Origin of the sequence: Streptomyces sp. NPDC006384 (genome assembly GCF_042870695.1) — a bacterium.
GTDB lineage: Bacteria > Actinomycetota > Actinomycetes > Streptomycetales > Streptomycetaceae > Streptomyces.
On the sequence record NZ_JBIAHR010000016.1, the window covers coordinates 1 to 22,859 of the forward strand.

Here is a 22,859-nt window from a genome sequence, read left to right on the forward strand (position 1 = left end):
GTACGGCGGACCGCTTCCTTCCCAACCCGTACGGTCCGGCGGGCAGCCGGATGTACCGCACCGGAGACCTCGCCCGCTGGCGCCCGGACGGCACCATCGAGTTCCTCGGCCGCATCGACGACCAGGTCAAGATCCGCGGCTACCGCATCGAACTCGGCGAAATACGCGCCGCACTCCTCACCCAACCACAGGTCACCGACGCCGCAGTCACCGTCACCGAGGACCAGCGGCTGATCGCCTACATCGTCGGCCAGACCCCCGACCTCACCGACCACCTCCCCGACTACATGATCCCCTCCCACTTCATCCAGCTGGACACCATCCCGCTGACCGCCAACGGCAAACTCGACCACCGCGCCCTGCCCGCCCCCGACGACACCACCACCGACACCCACGTCGCCCCCCGCACCCCCGCCGAAGAACGCATCGCCGCGATCTGGAGCAAGGTGCTCGGCCTCGAACAGGTCGGCGTCGAGGACAACTTCTTCGACCTCGGCGGACACTCCATCAAGGCCATCGCCCTGGTCGGCGCCCTGCGCGCCGAAGGCTTCGAAGCCGCCGTACGCGACGTCTTCCAGCACCGCACCGTCGCCAACCTCGCCGCCACCCTCACCACCGGCGACGACACCACCGACGCCTATCAGCCCGTAAAACCCTTCACCCTCGTCGGCGACGAAGACCGCAACCACCTCCCCGACGGCATCATCGACGCCTACCCGGTCGCCAAGGTGCAGCTCGGCATGCTGGTCGAGATGCTCGCGGGTGACGGGCTGCACAAGTACCACAACACGTCGACCTTCCGTATCCATGACGGCCGTCCGTTCGACGCCGAGGCCCTGCGCCGCGCGGCGCGGACCGTGGTCGAGCGTCACGAGATGCTGCGGACCTCCTTCGACCTGGAGGGCTTCTCGGTGCCGTTGCAGCTGGTGCATCCGGCCGCCGAACCGCAGGTCGTGGTGCGGGACCTGCGCGGCACGGACGCCGAGCGGTTCACCGCGGCACGACAGGAGCACATAGCCGCCGAGCGGGCTGCGCTGTTCGATCTGGACCGGCCGCCGCTGCTGCGGTTCGCCGCGTTGGTCGAGTCCGACGCGGCATGGCACCTGGGCTTCACCCACTGCCACGCCATCACGGAGGGCTGGAGCCAGCAGTCGCTGCTGCGGGAGGTCCTCGACCTGTACCAGGCGTACGCGGCCGGCGAACTGCCCGGTGAGCCGGAGCCGGTGGCAGTGCGTTATGCCGACTTCATCGCCGCCGAGCAGGAGTCCCTCGCCTCCGACGAGGACCGCTCGTACTGGCAGGGCGTCGTCGACGCGTACGCGCCGTGCCGGCTGCCTCAGGAGTGGGGTGCGGGGAACGGCGCTCCCCGGGAGGACTTCAAGCTGTCGGTGGACTTCCGCGACATCGAGCCGGCGCTGCGCGAGCTGGCCCGGTCCACCGACACCTCGTTCAAGGCGGTTCTGCTCGCCACCCATCTGAGGGTGCTCTCCACGGTCACCGGTGAGGACGCCTTCCACACCGGCGTGGTCTACAGCGCCCGTCCCGAGGCGCCGGGCGCCGAACAGGTCTACGGGATGTACCTGAACACGTTGCCCTTCGCGCACGACCGGACGGCGGGCACCTGGCGCGAGCTGGTGCGCCAGGTCTTCGACCGGGAGGCCGAGGTGTATCCGCACCGCCGGTATCCGCTGCCCGCCGTGCAGCAACTGGGCGGTGGCAGGCGGCTGTTCGACGTGATGTACCGCTATCAGGACTTCCACCAGACCGCCGGGAGCGCGGTGGACGTGCAGGCGGGCGCGGGCGACAGCTCGAACGAGTTCACGCTGTCCGTGGCCAACGTGCCCGGCCGGCTGGTGCTGCGCGCGGTGAGTACGGGACTCGACCGGGCGAACGCCGAGCGCGTGGCAGGCATGTACCGGGCGGTACTGGACGCCATGGCCACCGACCCGGACGGCGACGTGCACGCCTCGCTGCTGTCCGTCGTGGAACTGGCCCAGGTCCTGGACGACTTCAACGACACCGAGGTGGAGTGGGGATGAGACGCTACGTCCACGAGGTGATCGAGGGGCAGGCCGCGGCCACCCCCGACGCCGTCGCCGTAGAGGTGGGCGGGCACACCGTCACGTACCGGCAGCTCGACGAGCGGGCCAACCGGATCGCGCACCGGCTGCGGGAGGCCGGGGTGGGACCCGAGTCGGTGGTGGGCGTGCTGCTGCGGCGGGGCCCCGACACCCTGCCTGCGCTGCTCGGCATCTGGAAGGCGGGCGGGTCCCACCTGCCGTTGGACACCGCGCTCCCCGCCGAGCGGCTGCGCTACATGCGGGAGACGGCGGGCGCGCGGCTGACGGTGACGCACGGTGGCAGCGCCGCGCTCCTCGGCCCCGGGCACGAGGGGGAGACCGTCGACCTGGACGCGGAGCGTGAGCGGATCGCGGCCTGTCCGGCGACGCCGCCCGACCGCTCCGCCGACGGCGACCCGGACGACCCCGCGCGCACCCACCGGCTGGCGTACACCCTGTTCACCTCCGGCTCCACGGGCCGGCCCAAGGGGGTGCAGATCGGCCAGTACGCGCTGCTGAACATGCTGTTCTCGATGCGGCGGTGGCACCGCTCGGGACCGGAGCACCGCTGGCTGGCCGTCACCTCGCTCTCCTTCGACGTGTCCACCGCCGAGCTGTACCTCCCCCTGGTCACCGGTGGCCGGGTGGTGCTCGCCGACGACGCCGAGGCCCACGACCCGGTGGCGCAACTGCGGCTGGTGGAAAGTGCCGGGATCACCCATGTGCAGGCCACCCCGGCAGGCTGGAAGCTGCTGCTGGCCGCCGGGATGGACCGGCTGCCGGTCGCCGCGGTCACCACCGGGGAGGAGTGCCCGCCCGGGCTGGCCCGGCGGCTCGTGGGCCGTGTCGGCCGGCTGAGCAACCTGTACGGGCCCACCGAGGCGACCGTCTGGTGCACCGGCACCGAGCTGGTGCCGGGCGCGGAGTCGGTGCCGATCGGCCGGCCGCTGCCCAACTACCGTGCCTACGTGCTCGACTCGGCGCACCGGCCGGTGCCCATCGGGGTGACCGGCGAGCTGTACATCGCGGGCGCGGGCGTGGCCCGCGGCTATGTGGGCCGGCCGGGACTCACCGCGGAGCGGTTCCTGCCGGAGCCGTACGGCGGCCCGCCCGGTTCCCGCATGTACCGCACCGGGGATCTGGCCAGGTTCCGGGCCGACGGGCAGCTCGAGTGCCTCGGGCGCGTCGACAACCAGGTCAAGATCCGTGGCTTCCGCATCGAGCTCGGCGAGATCGAGGAGGTGCTGCGCGGCGGACCGGACGTCCACGACGCCGCCGTGGTGGCTCGCGACGACGACCAGGGCGAGAAGTGGCTGGCGGCGTACGTGGTCGGCGCCGACGGCACGGAGCCGGACCCGGCGGCGCTGCGGGACCGGCTGGCCGCCGCCCTGCCCGCGTACATGGTGCCCGCGGCCGTGGTGCCGTTGACGGCGCTGCCGCTGAACCCGGCCGGCAAGGTCGACCGGGCCGCGCTGCCCGTCCCGGGCCGCGCCGCGCTCGCCGGGGACCGCGTCCATCTGGCGCCCCGCACCGACACCGAGCGGCGCCTGGTGGAGATCTGTGCCCAGGTCCTGGGCGTGACCGACGTCGGCGTACGGGACCGGCTGCAGGACCTGGGCGCCGACTCGATGCGGATCGTGCACGTGATGGCCGCCGCGCGGCAGGCCGGGCTCGCCCTGACCCTGCGGATGCTGCTGGACAGCGAGACCGTGGAGGACCTGGCGCAGGCCCTCGACGGCACCCCGCCCGAGCCGACCGGACCGGACGAGACACGAGAAGGGCAGGAATCGGCCATGATGTCGGTGGCTCCAGCGGGCGGGCCCGTCGACCCGACCCGGACCATGGCCGCGCACCGGGTGCCGGGCGCCGCCGTGGCCCTGCTGCGGGACGGGCGGCTGGTGGGGGTACAGGTGTACGGGGACCGGTCCGCGGAGACCGGCCTCCCGGTGACGCTGCGCACCCGCTTCCAGGTCGGGTCCATCAGCAAGCACGTCACCGCGTTCGCCGCGCTGCGTCTGGTCGCCCGTGGCGAACTCGGCCTCGACACCGACCTGGACCGGTACCTGAGCGGGCGGCGGGCGCCCCGCACCGCCACCGGAGCCTTCGTGACCCTGCGTCACCTGCTGTCGAACACGGCGGGCTTCTCCAGCGCCGCCGCCACCTGGTGGCGGCCCGGCGAGCCGATGCCGAAGCTCGACACCGTGCTCGACGACGTGAGCGCCGAGCACGAACCGGGCACCCGGTTCCGCAAGGCGGGAAGCCAGTGGGCGCTGGCCGAACGGCTCCTCTCCGACGTCACCGGGCAGGACTTCGCCGACCTGGCGCAGGAGCTGGTCTTCGCGCCGCTCGGCATGGCGGACAGCTCCTTCGTACCGCCCGTCGACGGGCCCGCCGCCCGGGACGACTGGGCCGCGGGGCACGACGGTCACGGCCGGCCGCTGCTCGACGGTTTCCGGGTACGGCCGGTGCGGGCCGGCAGCGGACTGTGGTCCACCGCCGCCGACATCGCCCAACTGGCCGCGGAGGTCCGCCAGGCCCACCTGGGCTGTTCCGACCTGCTGCCGGCGCCGCTCGCCACGCAGATGCTCACCGAGGCGTTCCCCGGCAGCTTCTACGGTCTGGGCACGGTCGTCGACGGGTCCATGGGAGAGGCGGAGTTCGGCCACGGCGGGCAGACCGCCGGGTTCCGCGCACTGGTCTCGCTGCGGTTGCGCTCCGGCAGCGGCTGCGTCGTCCTGACCAACGGCGAGGGCGGCAAACACGTGCACAAGACGGTCGCCGCGTCCCTGGGCCGTGAGCTGACCGTCGACGACGACTGACCGGTGGCTACCGGCCGGTGGCGAGTGACCGGTTCTCGACCGTCCGTTCCCGGACGTTGCCGTCGTGAGCCGGTGGTGTTACCGAACGGATAACACGAGAATAGGGCTCCCGCATAGCTTCGTGGCGATACATCGATCACACATGCCTGACGGGGGTGTCGCATGGACTTCCGAGTCCTCGGCCCGGTGGAAGCGCACAGGGGCGGATTACAGATTCCGCTCTCCGGTGCCAAGGTGCACACAGTACTGGCGGCCCTGTTGCTCGCAAAGGGCCGGGTCGTGTCGGACAGCAGACTCAACTTCCTGCTGTGGGGCTGGGAACCGCCGGCCACGTCCGGCGCCCAGATCTACACGTACATGTCACGGCTGCGCAAGCTCCTCGGTGACGAGGTGCGCATCGAGCGCAGGCCGCCCGGCTATCTGCTCCAGGCCCCGGACAGCGCGGTGGACATGCTGGAGTTCGAGCGGCTGGACCGGCTCGGACGGGCGGCGCTGGACCAGCGCCGCCACCGGGAGGCGGGGGCGCTGCTCGCCGAGGCCCTCGGACACTGGCGCGGCACCGCCCTCGCCAACGTCACCGAGCACCTCGCCGACGCGGAGCTGCCGCAGCTGGAGGAGGCCCGGATGCACACCCTGGAGAACCGCATCGAGGCCGACCTCGCGCTGGGCCGGCACGAGCAGCTCACCGCCGAACTCACCGGCCTCGTCGCCCAGCACCCGCTGCGGGAGAAGCTCCGGTCGCAGCTGATGACCGCCCTCTACCGCAGCGGCCGGCAGAGCGACGCCCTGCAGAGCTACTACGAGGGGCGCGGCCTTCTCGCCGACCAGCTCGGCATCGACCCCGGCGAGGCCCTCGGCGCGACCTACGCGGCCGTCCTCAAGGGCACCCGGGGACCGGGCCCCGGCAGCACCGCCCGGCCGGCGCGGGAAGTACCGGCCGGTCCCGTCGCACCGGCCACGCTGCCGCCGCCCGTCGAGCGGCTCGCCGGCCGGGAGGCCGAGATCCGGACGCTCCGTACCCAGCTGGCGGAGTCGGTCGCCGGGCGTGGGCCACGCCATCTGCTGGTCACCGGTATGGCCGGGGTCGGCAAGACCGCCCTCGCCGTGCACGTCGCGCACGCGGCGGCCGGGGACTTCCCCGACGGCCGGCTCTTCGTCGGTCTGACGGAGGCGAACGGCCGTCCCCGCCCGCCCGGTGACGTCCTCGCCTCGCTCCTGCGCGACCTCGGGGAGCCCCTCGAGGAGAGTGACGTGACGCCGCCGGGCGGCAGCGAGCGGGGTGACCGCAGACAGTGCGAGGACCTCGTGCGGCGGCTCCGCGCCCGCACCGCGGGCCGTCAGCTGCTGGTGGTGCTGGACGGCGCGGCCGAGGGGAAGCTGCTCGACCCGCTGCTGGCGGGCCTCCACGGCGTCGTGGTGGTGATCACCGGACGGACCAGGCTCACCCAGGTCACCGGCGCCCGCACCACGGCACTCGCGCCGCTCGGAGCTCCCGCGGCCCGCGACCTGCTGGCCGCCGTCACGGGCCGGGCGAGGCTGGCCGCGGAACCCGACGCCACGGACGAACTGATCGACTGCTGCGGTGGGCTGCCGCTCGCGCTGCGCATCGCCGGAAGCCGCCTCCTCGCCCGCCCGTTCTGGCCCGTGGCCCGCCTCGCCCAGCGCATGGCGGCCCCGGAGAACCGGCTGCGGGAGCTCTCCTACGGCGGCATGGACGTCGGTACGGCCCTGTCGTCGTCGCTGTACGCCCTGCCGTCGCCCGCGCGGTCGGCCCTGGTACGGCTCGCCCGCATGGGCGCCGAGCCCTTCCCCGCGCACCGGGCCGCCGGGGTGCTGGGCACGACGGAGGCGACCGCGGAACAGTGGCTGGAGCAGCTCGTGGACGGTGCGCTGCTCGACCTGTGCGGCGTCGACCTGATGGGCCGGCCCTTCTACCGCTTCCACGAGCTGGTGCTGCTCTTCGCCGCCGGTCTGCCCGCCGCGCACCGCACCGGCCCGGGGTCGCCGGCCGCCCGGTGACCGAGCCGGACACGACGGCGGCCCCGCCCCGAGTCGGACTCGGGGCGGGGCCGCCGTCGTGGGCTCAGTGCCAGCTCTCGTCGTCGGAGCCGGTGGTCTCGGCGGCGTGCGGGTGGATGACGCGGACGTCCATCGTCTCTTCCTTCATGCATCGACAGCGATTCTGCGAAATCCTGGAACGCAAACACTGTGGATCACGCACTGATCAGACAGTAATACAGCCGGTTTTCCCCTCGTTATCGAACGGCTTACCGTCCCGGTTTCCCCGTCCCCCGGTTCTCGTCGGGCAGTTCGGCGAGCGCGGTCCGGGCCCGCTGTATCCACGCCTCCACACCGATGCGTTCGAAACTGGCCAACGCCCCCAGGTAATTGCGCCGGGCCTCCTGGAAATCTCCGCATTGCCGACCGGCCGTGCCGAGCGCGAGTTTGATACGCCCGTCGACGAGCGCGCTGTCCACCAGGGCCGCCGTCTCCAGCGCCTGCCGCAGCGTGACCCGCGCCCGCTCCCACCGTCCGGCGCCCATCCGGGCCTCGCCGAGTGCCAGCAGCGCGTGGGCCAGCCCCGTCATGTCCAGCCGGCTCCGCACGATGTGGATCACCCGGAGCAGTGCCTCCTCGGCGAGGCCGTACTCCTGGCGGGCCAGGTGCACCCGGGCCAGCCGGTGGGTGCCCAGCGCCAGGCTGCGGGTGCCGCCCTCGCCGATCGCGGCGGAGACCCGTACCGACTCCTTGCTCAGCCTCAGCGCCTCGTCCACGTCGTCCCGGTCCAGGCAGATCTGCGCCATGTTGTTCAGCGCGTGGGCCTCCGAGGAGCGGTCGCCGACCGCGCGGAAGACCTCCAGCGCCGCGGTGCTGTACCGCATCGCGGTGTCCAGTTCGCCGCGCATCTCGTCGATCATCGCCATGTTCCGCAGCGCCAGGGCCCCGCCGTGTTCCTCCCCTGCCCGTTCGTGCAGCTCCCTCGCCCGTGCGAACAGGCCGTACGCCGCGGTGAATTCCCGCCGGCGCATCTCCAGCGCGCCGAGAGCGTGCAGCATCGCGGCCTCGCCCCGCGCGTTGCCCGCGGCGCGGGCCGCGGCCAGGGCGCGCTCCGCGCACTCGCGCCAGTCGTCGAGGTAGTTGCGGGTCTCGAAGAGCACGAGGAGGCAGAGCGTGAGGTCCCACGCCAGTTCGTCCATGCCGGTGTCGGCCGCCCGGGCGACGACCGCGCTCAGCGGGAGCCGCTCGGCCTCCAGCCAGTCCAGCGGCCGGGCCAGCAGGACGTCGGTCAGCTCCGGCGGCAGCCGGTGTGGCACCGCGGTGCCGTGGATGATGCTGAAGTCACCGCCGAAGCACCGCCGGTGGGCCTCGGCCGCGAGGAAGAGGTACGTGCGGAACACCCGGTCCAGCACGGCATGCCGCTCCTCGGCGCTCTCCTCCTCCGCGCGCTCCCTCGCGAACAGCCGCAGCAGGTTCTGGAACCGGTAGCGCGTGTGCCCGGACATGTCCTGGCCGATCACGTCGAGGAACTGTGCGTCGACCAGCTCCTCGATGAGCCGTTCCCCGGTGTAGAGGTCCGTGTCGAGCAGGACGGCGGCGACCCAGGACGAGAAGTCCGGCACGTCCAGCAGCCCGAGTCTCCGGTAGAGCCGCGCGGTCTGCTCGGCCAGGCCCCGGTAGGTCAGCGCGAAGCTGGCTCTCACCTGCGACTCGCCCTGGCTCAGCTCGTCCAGCCGTATCCGCTCGTCGCTGAGCCTGCGCACCAGGTGCCCGACGGTCCAGTGCGGTTTCGAGGCGAGCCGGGCCCCGGCGATGCGCAGCGCCAGCGGCAGCAGGTCACACAGCTCGGCGAGGGTGGCGGCGGCGGCCGGTTCGGCGGTGATCCGTTCCTCTCCCACGATGCCGCCCAGCAGCTCGACCGCCTCGTACGTGGAGAGGGGGCCGAGCCGTACCCAGGCGCGCGGGGGCCAGGCCACCAGCTCCGGTATCTGCTCACGTCCGGTGACCAGCACACAGCAGCCGTCGCCGCTCGGCAGCAGCGGGCGCACCTGGGCGTAGCTGCGCACGTTGTCCAGCACGACGAGCACCCGGCGGTCGGCGAGCAGGCTCCGGTAGAGCGCGGCCCGCTCCTCCGGCTCGGCGGGTATCCGGTCGGCGGGCACGGACAGGGACCGCAGGAAGCGGCTGAGCACCTCGTCGGCGCTGGTCGGCTCCAACCGCTCGTCGTAGCCGTGGAGATCGGCGAAGAGCTGCCCACCGGGGAAGAGGTCCGCGACGCTGTGCGCCCAGTGGATCGCGAGTTCTGTCTTGCCGACCCCGGCGACACCGGTGATCAGTCCGGTGGCCGGGCCTCGGGCGGCGCCGTCCGTGTCGAGCAGCTCGCCCAGCAGGGCCAGTTCCTCCTTGCGGCCGGCCGGCCTCGGCACGCCCGGAGGCAGCTCCAGCGGGTCACCGACCGGGTTCGGCCGGGGTACCGGCTCGCCGTCCGGGTCGGGTGCCGACAGCGACCGCTCGTCCTGCAGGATGGCGTCGCGCAGTTCGGTCAGGGCGGGACCCGGCTCGATGCCGAGCTCCTCCCGCAGCGACCGTCGCCCTTCCTGGAAGGTCTCCAGCGCCTCGGCCCGCCGACCGGAGCGGTACTGCGCGGTGATCAGCTGGTGACGGGCGCGTTCGCGCAGCGGATGGCGCCGGACCATCGCCGCCAGGTCGGGCAGCACCCGCTGGTGGTCGCCCAGTTGGAGGCGTACCGCGGTGGCGTCCTCGAAGACGTCGAGGCGCAGCTCCTCCAGCCGCCGCGCCTCGTCCTCCACGCGCAGTCCCATGACGCCGGCCAGCGGGCGTCCGCGCCACAGCCGCAGGGCCTCGGCGTAGGCACGGGACGCCTCCGGCAGCCGCTCCTCGCGCACCGCCGTCTCGGCCAGGGTGATCAGCTCGGTGAACTCGGCCGTGTCCAGCGTGTGACGGCCCAGCCGCAGGAGGTACCCGGGGTGGGCCGTGACGATGATCTCCTCGGTGAAGCCCGCGTTCTTGAACGCCTTGCGCAACGCCGCGATGCAGATGGAGATCTGGGTGCGCGCCGTGGCGGGCGGGTGCTCGTGCCACACCGAGTCGATCAGCGCGTCGACCGGGACGACGCGGCCCGGGGTGAGGAGCAGGAGGGCGAGGATCGTACGGTGCCGTGGTCCGCCCAGCGGCACCTGGTCGTCCTCGACGTGTACTTCCGGTGGCCCCAGGATGCGGAATTCCAGCCGTTTCTCCATGCTCCCCTTGATCCCCGTACATCGCGAACAGGCAGGAGCGGCGTCCCTGCCGCCGCCGGAATTCGTCGACTTGCCCCCAGGCACACGATACGACGACGAATCGGCCTACTGCCCAGTAGCAGGGCTCTAACCGGCAGTAACGAAAGGGAGTTCACACAAAAGCGACCCTCCTGAACTCCCTGGGGGTGAAGTTGAGTAACGCTCAGCTTTTCGGCGGCACGGGACATAACCTCGCCGGAAACGGCTCCCACCGCTCCGGGCCCCGGATATCCGCCTCAGCGGTCCGGCCCCCTCGGGCCCGACGGCCGCGGACGCACGCGAACCGCCCCTCGGCCGCGGGGCACGGGTCCGCCGACGCGCCGGCCCCGGCCGCGACTCCGCCGAGCCGCGGCCGGGCCCTCGCCCACCGCGCGAACGCCGTGGCTACCAGGACGACTTGGTGACCCCGGGAAGGAACCCGGCGTGGGCCTGCTCGCGCACACGGACGCGTGACAGGCCGAACCTGCGCAGATGGCCCCGCGGCCGCCCGTCCACGCTGTCCCGGTTCCGCACGCGGGTCGCGCTGGCGTCACGGGGCTGGCGCCGCAACTCCGCGACGGCCGCCCGGCGTTCGTCCTCGGTGGAGGACGGCCGCCGGACGATCTCCTTCAGCTCAGCGCGCCGGGCCGCGTACCGCTCCACGATCGCCTTGCGCCTCTCGTTCCGCGCGATCTTGCTCTTCTTGGCCATCAGACCTTCCCTCCCCGGGCGCGGATGCGGGCCACGGCGGCCTCGATGCCGATGCCGTCGACGGTCTTGACCGCCTTCGCGCTCAGCGTCAGCCGGACGTACCGGCCCTCGCTCGGCAGCCAGTAGCGCTTGCGCTGGATGTTGGGGTCGAAGCGGCGCGGCGTGCGCCGGTGCGAGTGGGAGACGGTGTTGCCGAATCCCGGCCGGGCGCCGGTCAGTTGGCAGTGGGCGGACAAGGTCTTACCTGCCTCTCGTCGGACGGCGGTTATCGCTAATGAAAACCATTGCCATATACTAGCCGCATGGCTCGCAACGAAGTACGCCCCGTCGTCAAGCTCCGCTCCACCGCGGGGACCGGCTACACGTACGTCACCCGCAAGAACCGCCGCAACGACCCCGACCGCATGGTCCTGCGCAAGTACGACCCGGTCGTCCGGCGCCACGTCGACTTCCGCGAAGAACGCTGAACCACCGGCCCCGCCCCTCTCCCCCACCCCCGACCCGGACCTCGAAGGGAACCGCCATGAAGCCCGGCATCCACCCCGCGTACGGCCCCGTCGTCTTCCGCGACCGTGCCGCGAACCACGCCTTCCTCACCCGCTCCACCATGACCAGCGACAGGACGATCGAGTGGGAGGACGGCAACACCTACCCCGTGGTCGACGTCGAGATCTCGAACATGAGCCACCCCTTCTGCACCGGAACCGCCCGGGTCATGGACACCGCCGGACGGGTCGAGCGCTTCGAGCGCCGCTACGGCCGACGGGAAGCCCGCTGATGCGGGACGAGGCCCGCCTCCCGGTGGTGATCGTCGGCGGGATGCACTCCGAGGCCCGCCGCGAGACCGTGGACCGTCTCCTGCACGCCGTGCCCGGCAGCATCGCCCTCCACCACGACCTGTCCACGGCGGCCGGCGGCACCGTCCTGCGCCAGGCACGTGACGCCTCGGGCGAACTGTCGCGCGCGGGGACGCCGTTGGTCGACGACTGCGCGTGCTGCGCGCTGCGCGAGGACCTGGTCCCCGAACTGGAACGGCTGGCCGGCACCGGTCTCACCCGGCTCGTCGTCGTCGAACTGTGGGACTCCGTCGAGCCCAGGGCGATGGCCGAACTCGTCGCCGCCCACGGCGCCGGGTCGCTCCGCCTCACCAACGTCATCACGGCGGTCGATCCCGCGCTCGTGCTCCCCTGTCTCGCCAACGGCGACGACCTGGCCGAAGCGGGGCTCGCGGCCGCCGCGACCGACCGGCGCACCGTCGGCGACACCTGGGCCAGGCAGCTGGAGTACGCCCCCGTGCTCGCTGTCCTGGAGAGCGGGCAGGCCGACGACGAGGACCGCGCGCTCCTCACCCAGCTCCACCCGACCGCCCGCCGGGTGCGCACCGATTCCCCCGAACTCGCCCGGCTGGCCTTCGCCGGTTTTGACGTGGAGGCGGCTGCCGACGCCCAGCACCCGGCCTGCGCCCTCCTCCCCCAGGAGGCCGACGAAGCCGGGGTCGCCACCTTGGTCTGGCGCCACCGGCGCCCCTTCCACCCCGAACGTCTCTACCGGGCACTGGAGGACCTCTGCTGCGCGGCCGTCCGCAGCAGAGGCCGGTTCTGGCTCGCCGACCGCCCCGACACCCTGCTCGCCTGGGACGCCGCCGGCGGAGCACTCTGCGTGGAGAGCGCCGGCCCCTGGCTGGCCTCCCTGTCCGACGCCGCCTGGGATCTGACCCCGCCCGTGCGCCGGGCGGCGGCCGCCCTGGACTGGCACCCGGAGCACGGCGACCGCTGCCAGCACCTCGTCTTCACCTCCCCCGGCCTCGACCGCGACGCGCTCGCCCGTCTCCTCGAGTCCTGTCTGCTCACCGACACCGAGTACGCCGCCGGCCCCGAGGGGTGGAAGCACCTGCCACCCGCGTTCGACTCGCTCCTCGACCGCGTCGCCTAGGAGGTTCCGCCCCCGCACAGCACCGGAGAACCGCCACAGACCGTTCGCGAGCCCCCGGCAGCCTGTGCAGGACTCCTGGCAGGGACGCCGTCGGCGCCGCGGCGCCTGTGGCTGCGCTCCCACGGCGGGCGGCGCGGAGCGGCGACGTACCGTCGTCCGTCCGAGGGGCGCGCTGCCGGGACAGCGCGCCCCTCGGACCCGCCCGGCCCGCACGGGCCGGTCCGCACGGCGTTCACCGGTCCGTGCGGCGTTCGCAAATCCGTGCGGTGGGCTCAGACCGGGTGGTCCGGCTGCTGCTCGGGAGGCGTACCGCCGCCCTTTCCTCCGCCCTTGCCGCCGCGGTCGGTGCCGTGCGCGTGGCCACCGCCCCCGCGGGTGGGCTGTGCCGCCTTGCGGGCCTCACTGTCCTGCGGAGTGCCCGCGCCCTTGTCACTGCGCCGCAGCTCGGGCTGTTGCGGGTTCGACATCGGCTCTCCTCCTCGCGTCACCTGCGCATCGCATCGCATGCCGGTCACACGGGTGACTCGTAGCCCCCGGCCGAAACCCCCGGCGGGGCATTCATCCCGTGAACCCGCCCGTCCCGTGCCGCCCGGACACCTGGATGATCATTCCGCTGCGCGGCCGGGTGGGGATGCGGTTCAGGGGGATGGTCAGGTCCTGCGCCGGGACCCGGTGGTCCAGGGCCGCCAGTCGCTGGGCGAGCGCGGCGAGGACGCCCACGGTCATCGCCTCGCCGGGGCAGCGGTGGCCGGTACGCGGATCCGCGCCGCCCTGCGGGATCAGCTCGTCCCGGCCGGGCGGACGGCCGAGGAAGCGCTCGGGCCGGAAGACGTACGGGTCCTTGAAGAACCGCTCGTCGTGGTTCTGGCCGTGGACGTCCAGCAGAACCAGGCCGCCGGCCGGGACGTGCCGGCCCTGCCAGGTCAGGTCGGTGACGACCCGGCCGCCGAGGAACGGGGCGAAGGGATAGAACCGGCGGACCTCGTGGGCGAACGCCGTGGCGAACCCGTCCTCGCCCGACCGGAGCCGTTCCACGTGCTCGGGCCGGCGGTGCAGGGCGTGCGCGGCGAAGGCCGTGAACCAGCTCAGCGCGGTGGTGGGGCGGAGGACGTTGAGCAGCTCCACCGCCGCGATCCGGGGCGTCAGCTCGGCACCGGAGGCGTCGCGGTGGCGGCAGACGCGCTCCAGCACGGAACCCGCCGGGGCCCGGACCGTGCCGGACCTCACCTCGGTGACGAGGGCGGCGAACCGCTGTTCCTGCCGGGTACGGGCCCGCCTGGCCCGCCAGTGCCGGGGGCCCGCCGTGGCGAAACCGTCCACCATGGCCAGCAGGTCCCGTGCCAGCGGCTCCTCCTCGTCCTCGGCGAGGGGGACGCCGGCCCACCGGCAGACGCCGCGCGTGAGCACCCTGCCCACGGCGTCGAAGAGCACCACCTGCGGCTGCGCCCGCCAGCGCGGTACGGCCTCGTCCCAGGCCTCGACGACGTGCCCGGCCGAGCCCGTCACCGCGTCGGTCTCCAGCAGCGGCAGGAAGAACGACTTGCGGTGCCGGTGGGCGTCGCCGTCGAGGGTGTGGACCGCGCCGTGGCCGAAGAGGGTGCTCAGGACCGGGCCGGGGAGCGCCCCGTGGCGCCGGACGTGCTCCTCGTCGTAGAAGAAGCGGACCGCCTCGGGGCCCCGTACGGCCAGGGCCGGGTGTCCGAGGAGGCGGAGTTCCAGCGCGGTGCCGTCCCCGGCGCGCATCAGGTCGGGCAGCCAGGCGTAGCCTTCGGCCAGCAGGGCCAGGGACTCGGGAACCAGTCGGTGAGGACTCATGCCCCCGGAGTGCCCGTGGCGGCCTGCGCGACACCGGCCCGGTCCGCCGACCGCGAGGCCGTCGAACGCATCCAGGAGCCGGAACCGTCCCTCGTCGGTGCGGAGATCGACGCGCACCGCGCGGACCTCCGCACCCGTCTCCCCCGGCCGCCCTCGCCCCGGAAGACCAGGGGACTGCGGGCCGGGGCTCGGGGCACACGGGTCCGTGTACGACCCATGTGAGTGGCGGCGACAAGGCGACAAGGGAGACCCCTGATGCTGATGGCACACCCGGCCGTGTTGAAGGACCTGGTCGAGCGGTACGAAGCGCTGCGCGCGCTGCACGCCGAGAAGGGTGACGAGGAGGCACGGCGCCGCCTGGACGACGTCAGTTACACCCTGTGCGTGTCCACCGGCACCCGTGACGTCGGCTCCGCCCTCGCCGCGGCACGCCACCGGGTCCCCGGGGCCCGCTCCACGACCGGCCCGCTCCTCACCGCCTGAGTCCCCGGCGCCTGCCGCCGGCGTTCACCCGCCGTACCGTCAGGCAACGCCCGGCTTCCGACGGCGGGACGGTTCTCGTGGGAGTCCGCTTCACCCGGGACGGCACCACGTGGCCTTCCGTGACATCCACGAGTCCGGTGCGGAAGCTCCTGGCGCCCGGTCAGGAGGGGCGAGCGGTCCGCGCCGTGAACCGCTCGCCCCTCCTGCGGACCGTGCCGCATCACGTCACCGTGGACCGGGAAGGTCAGCGCCGCAGGGTGAGGACACCCGGCCGCCACGGCAGCCGGTTGTAGTCGCCGCCCGCGGCAGGGTCCTTGCCCTGGTAGAGGAACTGCAGGTTGCAGGGGTCGACGGTCATGGTCTGGTCGGGGTTGTCGCGCACCAGGTCACCGTGGCTGATGTCATCGGTCCAGGTGGCGCCGCTGTTGGCCTTGCCCGCGAAGGGGTTGCTCTCGGTGGCGGCCTGCGGGGTCCACGTCCCGTTCAGGCTGGAGGCCGTGAAGGAGCGGAAGTAGCGTCCGTTCGCGCCCATCGCCTCGACGATCATGAGGTACTGGTTCTGGCCCTTGACCTTGTAGACCTGCACGCCCTCGAAGAGGTTGGCCTTCGTGTCGCTCATGACCGTCGTGTAGGACGAACCGAAGTTGCCCGGGAAGTTCCCGATCGGCATGCTCGCCCGGTAGATCTTGCCGTTGTCACCGGCGAAGAACAGGTACATGTTCTGGCCGTCGGCGATCAGGGTCTGGTCGATCGGGCCGGTGTCGGAGTCGGGGATGCTCCCGGTGAACAGCGGCTGCGGGGCGGACCAGCCGTTGGGGTCGGTGGGGTCGCTCGACGTGCGGTAGATGAAGGGCCACGCACCCCACTGGTACGCCAGCACCCAGATCCTCTTGGGCGCGAAGTAGAACAGCGTGGGCGCCACCGCGGCCTGGTTCATCCCGGTCTGGCGGGCCGACGCCATGTCCGGCCAGTCGGTGAAAGGGCTGAACATCATCGAGCCGTACGACGTTCCCGCGAAGGTGGACGCGTAGACCAGGTGCTTGCCGTTGTGCTTCACGGTGGTGAAGTCCTTCACCGCGGCCCACCCGTTCGCCGGCTGCGCCAGCGCGCCCGTCGACGACCAGCGGTACGCCGGCGGAAGAGCACACGTGCCGTCCGTCGGCGGCGTGCCGGTCAGACCGGTCCACTTCTGGTTGCTGCCGCCGTGGCAGGTCCACAGCTGCACCGCCGTGCCGTTGGCCGTGCCGGCGCCCGCGGTTTCCAGGCACAGCCCGGACTGCACCCCGACGACCGTGCCGTCGGAGTTCACCCGCCACTGCTGGTTCGCACCGCCGGAACAGCTCCAGATCTGCACCCGGGTGCCGGCCGTGGTGGCGTGGCCCGGAACGTCCAGGCACTTGTCGCCGTACACGGTGAGCTGGTTGCCGTCCGTCAGTGTCCACTGCTGGTTGGTCCCGCCCCAGCAGTCGTGGATCTGCAGGTACGTGCCGTTGGTCCGGCTGGCGCCCGGCACATCGAGGCACCGGTTCGAACCGACACCGCGCAGGGCGCCGCTGTCCGCCGCCCGGGCCGGGGTGACGACGAGCATCGCCGCCAGCGCGGCCAGGACCGCGACCGCGGCGGCGAGTACCGCGGACGTATGTCTGCGGGCGAAACTTCCTCTGTGCATAGGGACTTCCCCAACCTTGGGTAGGCGGATCCGGCCGGCCTCGTCGGAGGTTGTCCGGGCCGGTGGTGCGGAACGACATCAAAATGCTGACAGGGGCATGACACGCACATGCGCACAGCCCCTCGCGGCTCCGCGTCCGGGCGGTGCGACCCGGAGTCACCCCACCTCGCGAGGGGCGGCTCGAATCGTTCGAAATTACGAACGAGGGCCGTCATGCCGAGCACCCTGAATGATAGGGAGCCGAAGAACGGCGTCAATACCTCTCGCACATATCGCCAACACCACCGAAACGTTCGTCAGCACCCCCCTCCCCCGAAAGTGGGCGCCACACCGACACGGCCCGCCCCCCTTCGACCTCGACAGGCCACCGCAGCGACCAGGGGCACTCCAGAGGATCGCGCCCCAGTTCACCTTCGGCCGCCATCCAAATGCACCCGGCTTCGAAACTTTCGATGAGCAAGGGGAATCTTTCTTCGTCAGAAATATTGACGATGCACCGTCAACCGCTCGATCATTCCTGTCTGGGAAACCGGCCGCAGCTCGGCATCTCGCACCACGCCGCTCCCCGGGCAACCCGTTCCACACGACAGATCCCCCACACACAACCGCACGACAGGCCCGCGCACCGGACCGCCCGCGCCATCCCGTTCCGGTGAAGTCCGCACCAGCGCGTCCCGCCCCGTCCGTCCACCTGCCGAAGGGAGCGGACGACGCAACCCCCTGCGCTTCAGTGACCCCTACCTCGGAGGCACAGTCATGGGCTCGTACGCCCTCCCCGGACCCGTTGTCCGCCGAAGGATCCGCACCCTGCTGCTGGCGCTGGCCGTCGGCGTCCTGGGTCCGGCCACCGCACTGGCCACGCCACCGACCGCTCACGCGGCCGAGAGCACGCTCGGTGCCGCAGCGGCGCAGAGCGGCCGCTACTTCGGCACCGCCATCGCCTCGGGCAGACTGAGCGACCCGGCGTACACGGCGATCGCGGACCGCGAGTTCACCATGGTGACGGCCGAGAACGAGATGAAGATCGACGCCACCGAACCACAGCGGGGCCGGTTCGACTTCACCGCTGCCGACCGCGTCCACAACTGGGCGGTGCAGAACGGCAAGCAGGTGCGCGGCCACACCCTGGCCTGGCACTCCCAGCAACCCGGCTGGATGCAGAGCCTCGGCGGCAGCCAGCTGCGTCAGGCGATGATCGACCACATCAACGGCGTGATGGCCCACTACAAGGGCAGGATCGCCCAGTGGGACGTCGTGAACGAGGCGTTCGCCGACGGCGGTTCGGGCGCCCGCCGGGACTCCAACCTGCAACGCACCGGCAACGACTGGATCGAGGTCGCCTTCCGCACCGCCCGCGCCGCCGACCCGTCCGCCAAGCTCTGCTACAACGACTACAACGTCGAGAACTGGACATCGGCCAAGACCCAGGCCATGTACGCCATGGTCCGGGACTTCAAGCAGCGCGGCGTGCCGATCGACTGCGTCGGCTTCCAGGCCCACTTCAACAGCGGCAACCCCTACCACAGCAACTTCCGCACCACCCTGCAGAACTTCGCCGCCCTCGGCGTCGACGTGGCCGTCACCGAACTCGACATCCAGGGCGCCCCGGCCTCGGCCTACGCCGCCGTGACCAACGACTGCCTGGCCGTCTCGCGCTGTCTCGGCATCACCGTCTGGGGCGTGCGCGACACCGACTCCTGGCGATCGCAGGACACGCCGCTCCTGTTCAACGGCGACGGCAGCAAGAAGCCCGCCTACACCGCCGTCCTCGACGCACTCGACGGCGGTTCCCCCACGCCCCCCGCGGATTCCGGGCAGATCAAGGGCGTCGGCTCGGGCCGCTGCCTGGACGTGCCCGGCGCCAGTGCCACCGACGGCACCCGGCTCCAGCTGTGGGACTGCCACAGCGGCGCCAACCAGCAGTGGACGTACACCGGCGCCGGCGAGCTCAGGGTCCACGGCGACAAGTGCCTGGACGCCGCCGGCACCGGCAACGGCGCCAAGGTCCAGATCTACGGCTGCTGGGGCGGCGACAACCAGAAATGGCGCCTCAACCCCGACGGATCCATCGTCGGCGTCCAGTCCGGCCTCTGCCTCGACGCCGTCGGAGGCGGCACCGCCAACGGCACGCCGATCCAGCTCTACTCCTGCTCGAACGGCGCCAACCAGCGCTGGACCCGCACCTGACGCACCCCGCCGCGAGGGCAGGGACGGACCGATGGCACCCCGCGCTGCGGCCCTTCCCGCCCCCGGCAAGGCATCACCGACGGGACGTGCGGCCCACCGGTCTTCGCGCATGACCGGTGGGAGGCCCGGCGCGCTTCCCGGGCGAACGGAGAGCGGAGAACGGGGAACGGCGGGCGGAGAACGGGGAACGGCAGGCGGGGAACGGGGAACGGATCCAAGAGGCGCCCGGCGATCCCGACGACGTCGGCGCGGTGGCGACGCGTCGCAGCCGCGCCGACGGCTCGGGCGGTTCTCCCGCGGGCCGGCCGGTACGCCCTGTGCCCCGCGTCCGCCCAGGACAGTGGCGTGGCGCCCGCCACCGGAGGACACCGGACGGTATCCGCCCCGTCCCGCTCTGCAATCCGCCCGCCGAGCCGCTCTTGCGACCACGTAGGCTCCCGGCGTATGCACGTGGTCGCCGTTCTCGCACTCGACGGGGTGTCAGCCCTCGATCTCGCCATCCCCTGCCAGGCGTTCGCGATCCCCACGGACGACGACGGAACACCGGCCTACGAGGTGCGTGTCTGCGCCGACCGGTCGGTGACGGCGACGGCCGGCCCGGTCGAGCCGTTCCGGATCTCCTCTTCGTACGGCTGGGACGACGCCCTGGGCGCCGGGACCGTCGTCGTACCCGGCATCCCGCACGACCGGGTCCCCTCTCCGCGGGCGCTCCGGCTGTTACAAGAGGCCGCGGCCGGCGGGGCCCGCATCGCCTCGATCTGCACCGGAGCCTTCGCACTGGCCCACGCCGGGCTCCTGGAGGGGCGCCGCGCGACCACCCACTGGCGGTTCGCCGACGTGCTTGCGGACCAGTTCCCGGGCACGCGTGTGGACCCCTCGGTGCTCTACGTGGACGAGGGCCGGATCCTCACCTCGGCCGGTATCGCCGCCGGGCTCGACCTGTGCCTGCACATGATCCGCCGTGACCTCGGCGCGGCGATGGCCGCGAGGGCCGCGCGCACGCTGGTGATGCCGCCCCAACGAACGGGAGGACAGGCGCAGTACATCGAGTACCGGGCGCCCGAGGAGGACACGACCGACCTCGGTGACACCCTGCAGTGGATGCGCGGCAAGCTCGGCGAGCCTCTGAGCCTGGCCGACATCGCCGCACACGCGATGATGAGCCGCCGCAGCCTGGCCCGGCACTTCCGCGCCCAGACCGGGACCACGCCGCTGCGCTGGCTGCTCGCGCAGCGCGTCCAGCGCGCCCGGGAACTCCTGGAGACGACGGCGCTGCCGCTGACCCGGGTGGCGGAGGAGTGCGGATTCGGCTCCGTCGAGACGCTGCGCCATCACTTCGCACGACAGGTCGGCACCACACCGTCCGCCTACCGGGCCGCCTTCCGCGTCTGAGCGGCGGGAGACGGCAGGCAGCAGGCGGCAGGCGGCAGACGGTTGGCCGCATCTTGCGCACCAGCGGCACGCGTGCCCGTTTCACGGGTCCCTCCCCGCCGCAAGACTGGGCGTGTCCCCACGTCCCGACGGCCTCGGACACCTCGCCGCCGCCCCTCCCGGAGGACCCATGTCCGCCCGCACCCACGCGACTTCGCGCCCCGGAGCCACTCCCCCGCGCTCGCGCCCGCTGCGCGTCCACACCGTCCTGTACGACGGTGCCGAGGAACAGGACTTCGCCGGTCACGTGGAGGTGCTCGGCATCGCCGGCGAGAAGCTCGTCGCCCAGTCCTTCGTCCATGCCGAGGGTCCCCGGCGGGTGACGACGGCCGCCGGTATGGAGATCGTATGCCGAGACGCCTGGTCGCCCCGCTCGGCGGACGTGATCATCGTGCCCGGCGCGGGATACGGCGACGGCTCCGGGCTCCGACGGGAGATCCGGCGGGGCGTCCTGCCCCGGGCCCTCGCGGCGGCCCCCAGAAAGGGACTCGTCCTCGGCGCCGTGTGCACGGGCACCATGCTGCTGTCGGCGGCGGGCCTGACGGCAGGGCGCCGCTGCACCACCCACCACATCGCCCGGGACGCCTTGCGCCGGGAGGGCGGAAACGTGGTCGGCGGCAGGGTCGTCGACGACGGCGACCTCGTCACCTGCGGGGGCGTCACCTCGGGCATCGACCTCGGAATCCGGCTCCTGGAGCGGTTCTTCGGCCCCGACACGGCCTTGTCCGCCGAGCAGGTCCTGGAGTACGAACGCCGGGGCATCGTCAACAGCCGCTGACGGCACCCCCGTTCTCCCCCTCTTTCCCCACCCCCTCCGTCACACGGACGCGGAACCCCGTCCCCTCTCACGAACGGCCACGCCATGACCACGTACGGCATTCTCCTCTTCGACACCGCCGAGGAACTCGACGTCACCGGACCGTGGGAGGTCTTCACCACCTCCGCGGCACTGCGCGACGGCGCCGACACCGTTCTGCTGCTCGCCGAGAACCCCGACCCGGTGCGTTGCGCCAACGGCATGCGGATCCTGCCGGACCACGTACTCGACCACCACCCGCCCCTGGACGTCCTGCTCGTCCCCGGTGGATCCGGAGCCCGGGAGGCCGGACCGCACAACCCACGTGTCACCGAGTGGATCGCCGACCGGGCCGAGCGGGCCGACTGGGTCGTCGGCGTCTGCACGGGCGCCTTCCTCCTCCACACCGCCGGCCCTGCCCGCGGCCGCCGCGTGGCCACCCACTGGCGGTACGAGGAGACACTGGCCGCCCGCGGGGACGTGACCGTCCTGTCCGAACCCCGGTACGTCGTCGACGGCAACCTCCTCACCAGCCAGGGCGTGTCCGCCGGAATCGACAGCGCCCTCTGGCTCGTCGGACACCTGCACGGCCGGGACCACGCGCGCGCCGTGAGACGTGAGCTCCAGTACGACCCCGCACCCCCCTACCTCGCCGACGAGCCCCTCGCCCGCTGAGGACCTTCCCCTTCCTCGCCGACCACCCGGAAAGAGACGACCCGTGAAGAGACGCCCCGTGAAGCGACGCACCCTCCTGCACACCGCGACCGCCCTCGGCGCCGCCGGCATCGCCGCCGGCGCCCCCGCGCACCGCTCCGCCGCAGCACCGCTCCGACGCGAGGGCTCCGGCTCCCTCCGGGTACATGTCGTGCTCTTCGAGGGCGTCGAGGAACTCGACCTCGCGGCCCCCTACGAGGTGTTCGCCGCGTCCGACCACTTCACCGACCGCGGCGTCGAAGTCCGCTACGTGGCCCTCGACGGCCCTCGTACCCTCACCGCCGCCTACGGCACCCGTCTGCGCGCCGACCACGCCTGGGCCCCGGAGGAAGCCGACATCCTGGTCGTCCCCGGCGGCGGCTACGCCCGCCGTGAGGACCCCGGAGTCTGGGCCGAGATCCAGCGAGGAGCCCTGCCCCGGGCACTGGCACGGGCCCCCCGGCCGGGGCTCACCGTCAGCGCTCTGTGCACCGGCGTGATGCTCCTGTCCGCCGCCGGCCTGACCGTCGGCCGGCCCTGTACCACCCACCACCGGGCCAGGGCCGACCTGGAACGTCAGGGCGGGGTCCTGAAGAACGCCCGCGTCGTCGACGACGGCGACCTGGTCACCGCCGGGGGCGTCACCTCCGGCCTGGAGCTCGCACTCCGGCTGGTCCGCCGCGAACTCGGCGTCGACGCCGCACTCGGCCTGGAGAGCATGCTGGAGTACGAGGCCCGGGGCACCGTCTGGACAGCGCACCGGGACAATGCCTGACGACCTGTAGAAACTCCCCCGGCCACCGGCCCGGCTCAGGACCGTCGCGCACCGACGGCCGACGTCCGTCCGGCTCCGTGCGACCCACGTCTGCGCACAGGCGCGGGCCGCATGACCGCGGCGCGACGGCGGTGACGGTGGCGGTGGCGGAACTCAGCGCTTCGCCCCGACCGCCCGCCATTCCCGAGCCACACCCCGACGACCTGAAGCCC

At 72.6% G+C, this 22,859-nt stretch carries 18 protein-coding genes; 12 read left to right on the forward strand and 6 right to left on the reverse strand.

From position 1 onward, the window contains the following. The 3 genes from ACFYOJ_RS22010 to ACFYOJ_RS22020 all read left to right on the forward strand — a co-directional run. A partial coding sequence (locus tag ACFYOJ_RS22010) for a condensation domain-containing protein (RefSeq protein ID WP_388597551.1) occupies positions 1 to 2,039 on the forward strand: 2,039 nt, incomplete at its 5' end. Continuing rightward, positions 2,036 to 4,879 carry an amino acid adenylation domain-containing protein gene (locus ACFYOJ_RS22015; protein ID WP_356558531.1) on the forward strand — a complete coding sequence of 948 codons (2,844 nt, stop codon included), beginning with the start codon at positions 2,036 to 2,038 and terminating at the stop codon, positions 4,877 to 4,879. The genes ACFYOJ_RS22010 and ACFYOJ_RS22015, both read left to right, overlap by 4 nt. A gap of 279 nt (positions 4,880 to 5,158) precedes the next feature. Further along, entirely contained in the window at positions 5,159 to 6,898 is a 1,740-nt protein-coding gene (locus ACFYOJ_RS22020) for a BTAD domain-containing putative transcriptional regulator (protein ID WP_356558530.1), read from the forward strand. Positions 6,899 to 7,146: 248 nt separating this feature from the next. Here the strand turns inward: ACFYOJ_RS22020 and ACFYOJ_RS22025 are convergent, their stop codons facing one another. The 3 genes from ACFYOJ_RS22025 to rpmB all read right to left on the reverse strand — a co-directional run bounded on the left by ACFYOJ_RS22025 (position 7,147) and on the right by rpmB (position 11,102). Further along, positions 7,147 to 10,137, reverse strand: a complete 2,991-nt coding sequence (locus ACFYOJ_RS22025; protein WP_356558529.1) for a BTAD domain-containing putative transcriptional regulator — start codon at positions 10,135 to 10,137, stop codon at positions 7,147 to 7,149. 423 nt (positions 10,138 to 10,560) lie between these two features. Then, complete coding sequence (gene rpsN, locus ACFYOJ_RS22030; protein ID WP_356558528.1) at positions 10,561 to 10,866, reverse strand: 30S ribosomal protein S14; 306 nt, start codon at positions 10,864 to 10,866, stop codon at positions 10,561 to 10,563. Continuing rightward, positions 10,866 to 11,102, reverse strand: coding sequence for a 50S ribosomal protein L28 (gene rpmB / locus ACFYOJ_RS22035; RefSeq protein ID WP_356558527.1), 237 nt, complete (start codon positions 11,100 to 11,102; stop codon positions 10,866 to 10,868). The genes rpsN and rpmB overlap by 1 nt, the downstream gene beginning before the upstream one ends. Positions 11,103 to 11,168: 66 nt before the next feature. Between rpmB and rpmG the strand changes: the two genes are divergently transcribed. From rpmG to ACFYOJ_RS22050, 3 genes are read left to right on the forward strand one after another with little or no spacing between them, the layout of a single operon-like run. After that, on the forward strand, positions 11,169 to 11,333 hold the full coding sequence (rpmG, locus tag ACFYOJ_RS22040) for a 50S ribosomal protein L33 (protein ID WP_356558526.1): 165 nt from the start codon (positions 11,169 to 11,171) through the stop codon (positions 11,331 to 11,333). Positions 11,334 to 11,389: 56 nt separating this feature from the next. Continuing rightward, positions 11,390 to 11,644, forward strand: a complete 255-nt coding sequence (locus ACFYOJ_RS22045) for a type B 50S ribosomal protein L31 (RefSeq protein ID WP_356558525.1) — start codon at positions 11,390 to 11,392, stop codon at positions 11,642 to 11,644. Continuing rightward, positions 11,644 to 12,798 (forward strand): GTP-binding protein, encoded by a 1,155-nt coding sequence (locus tag ACFYOJ_RS22050; protein ID WP_356558524.1) that lies wholly within the window; start codon positions 11,644 to 11,646, stop codon positions 12,796 to 12,798. Before ACFYOJ_RS22045 ends, ACFYOJ_RS22050 begins: the two co-directional genes overlap by 1 nt. A gap of 272 nt (positions 12,799 to 13,070) precedes the next feature. Here ACFYOJ_RS22050 and ACFYOJ_RS22055 read toward each other — a convergent pair whose 3' ends face one another. Together ACFYOJ_RS22055 and ACFYOJ_RS22060 are read right to left on the reverse strand one after the other, a co-directional pair. Next, positions 13,071 to 13,265, reverse strand: coding sequence for a hypothetical protein (locus ACFYOJ_RS22055; RefSeq protein WP_356558523.1), 195 nt, complete (start codon positions 13,263 to 13,265; stop codon positions 13,071 to 13,073). A 91-nt stretch (positions 13,266 to 13,356) separates the two neighbouring features. Next, positions 13,357 to 14,613: a cytochrome P450 gene (locus ACFYOJ_RS22060; protein ID WP_356558522.1), complete on the reverse strand. Its 1,257-nt coding sequence runs from the start codon at positions 14,611 to 14,613 to the stop codon at positions 13,357 to 13,359. A 255-nt stretch (positions 14,614 to 14,868) separates the two neighbouring features. Between ACFYOJ_RS22060 and ACFYOJ_RS22065 the strand changes: the two genes are divergently transcribed. After that, positions 14,869 to 15,096 carry a DUF5133 domain-containing protein gene (locus ACFYOJ_RS22065; protein ID WP_356558521.1) on the forward strand — a complete coding sequence of 76 codons (228 nt, stop codon included), beginning with the start codon at positions 14,869 to 14,871 and terminating at the stop codon, positions 15,094 to 15,096. A gap of 244 nt (positions 15,097 to 15,340) precedes the next feature. On the opposite strand, the gene ACFYOJ_RS22070 is transcribed toward ACFYOJ_RS22065, so the two are convergent. Further along, positions 15,341 to 16,765: a non-reducing end alpha-L-arabinofuranosidase family hydrolase gene (locus ACFYOJ_RS22070; RefSeq protein WP_356558520.1), complete on the reverse strand. Its 1,425-nt coding sequence runs from the start codon at positions 16,763 to 16,765 to the stop codon at positions 15,341 to 15,343. A 756-nt stretch (positions 16,766 to 17,521) separates the two neighbouring features. Here ACFYOJ_RS22070 and ACFYOJ_RS22075 point away from each other — a divergent pair. From ACFYOJ_RS22075 to ACFYOJ_RS22095, 5 genes are all read left to right on the forward strand, one after another. Beyond that, positions 17,522 to 18,952 carry an endo-1,4-beta-xylanase gene (locus tag ACFYOJ_RS22075; RefSeq protein ID WP_356558519.1) on the forward strand — a complete coding sequence of 477 codons (1,431 nt, stop codon included), beginning with the start codon at positions 17,522 to 17,524 and terminating at the stop codon, positions 18,950 to 18,952. A gap of 444 nt (positions 18,953 to 19,396) precedes the next feature. Beyond that, entirely contained in the window at positions 19,397 to 20,344 is a 948-nt protein-coding gene (locus tag ACFYOJ_RS22080; protein ID WP_356558518.1) for a helix-turn-helix domain-containing protein, read from the forward strand. A gap of 169 nt (positions 20,345 to 20,513) precedes the next feature. After that, positions 20,514 to 21,161 carry a DJ-1/PfpI family protein gene (locus tag ACFYOJ_RS22085; RefSeq protein ID WP_356558517.1) on the forward strand — a complete coding sequence of 216 codons (648 nt, stop codon included), beginning with the start codon at positions 20,514 to 20,516 and terminating at the stop codon, positions 21,159 to 21,161. Positions 21,162 to 21,245: 84 nt separating this feature from the next. Then, entirely contained in the window at positions 21,246 to 21,854 is a 609-nt protein-coding gene (locus ACFYOJ_RS22090) for a DJ-1/PfpI family protein (RefSeq protein WP_356558516.1), read from the forward strand. A gap of 58 nt (positions 21,855 to 21,912) precedes the next feature. After that, complete coding sequence (locus ACFYOJ_RS22095) at positions 21,913 to 22,647, forward strand: DJ-1/PfpI family protein (protein ID WP_356558515.1); 735 nt, start codon at positions 21,913 to 21,915, stop codon at positions 22,645 to 22,647. The last annotated feature ends 212 nt before the right edge of the window (positions 22,648 to 22,859 follow it).

What these genes read in the sequence shown, in the direction of transcription:
- rpsN (WP_356558528.1), bottom strand. Translation starts at nt 10,866, where the DNA reads ATGGCCAAGAAGAGCAAGATCGCGCGGAACGAGAGGCGCAAGGCGATC.
- ACFYOJ_RS22050 (WP_356558524.1), top strand. Translation starts at nt 11,644, where the DNA reads ATGCGGGACGAGGCCCGCCTCCCGGTGGTGATCGTCGGCGGGATGCAC.
- ACFYOJ_RS22060 (WP_356558522.1), bottom strand. Translation starts at nt 14,613, where the DNA reads ATGAGTCCTCACCGACTGGTTCCCGAGTCCCTGGCCCTGCTGGCCGAA.
- ACFYOJ_RS22055 (WP_356558523.1), bottom strand. Translation starts at nt 13,265, where the DNA reads ATGTCGAACCCGCAACAGCCCGAGCTGCGGCGCAGTGACAAGGGCGCG.
- ACFYOJ_RS22025 (WP_356558529.1), bottom strand. Translation starts at nt 10,137, where the DNA reads ATGGAGAAACGGCTGGAATTCCGCATCCTGGGGCCACCGGAAGTACAC.
- ACFYOJ_RS22070 (WP_356558520.1), bottom strand. Translation starts at nt 16,765, where the DNA reads ATGCACAGAGGAAGTTTCGCCCGCAGACATACGTCCGCGGTACTCGCC.
- ACFYOJ_RS22065 (WP_356558521.1), top strand. Translation starts at nt 14,869, where the DNA reads ATGCTGATGGCACACCCGGCCGTGTTGAAGGACCTGGTCGAGCGGTAC.
- ACFYOJ_RS22085 (WP_356558517.1), top strand. Translation starts at nt 20,514, where the DNA reads ATGTCCGCCCGCACCCACGCGACTTCGCGCCCCGGAGCCACTCCCCCG.
- ACFYOJ_RS22015 (WP_356558531.1), top strand. Translation starts at nt 2,036, where the DNA reads ATGAGACGCTACGTCCACGAGGTGATCGAGGGGCAGGCCGCGGCCACC.
- rpmG (WP_356558526.1), top strand. Translation starts at nt 11,169, where the DNA reads ATGGCTCGCAACGAAGTACGCCCCGTCGTCAAGCTCCGCTCCACCGCG.
- ACFYOJ_RS22080 (WP_356558518.1), top strand. Translation starts at nt 19,397, where the DNA reads ATGCACGTGGTCGCCGTTCTCGCACTCGACGGGGTGTCAGCCCTCGAT.
- ACFYOJ_RS22045 (WP_356558525.1), top strand. Translation starts at nt 11,390, where the DNA reads ATGAAGCCCGGCATCCACCCCGCGTACGGCCCCGTCGTCTTCCGCGAC.
- ACFYOJ_RS22090 (WP_356558516.1), top strand. Translation starts at nt 21,246, where the DNA reads ATGACCACGTACGGCATTCTCCTCTTCGACACCGCCGAGGAACTCGAC.
- ACFYOJ_RS22075 (WP_356558519.1), top strand. Translation starts at nt 17,522, where the DNA reads ATGGGCTCGTACGCCCTCCCCGGACCCGTTGTCCGCCGAAGGATCCGC.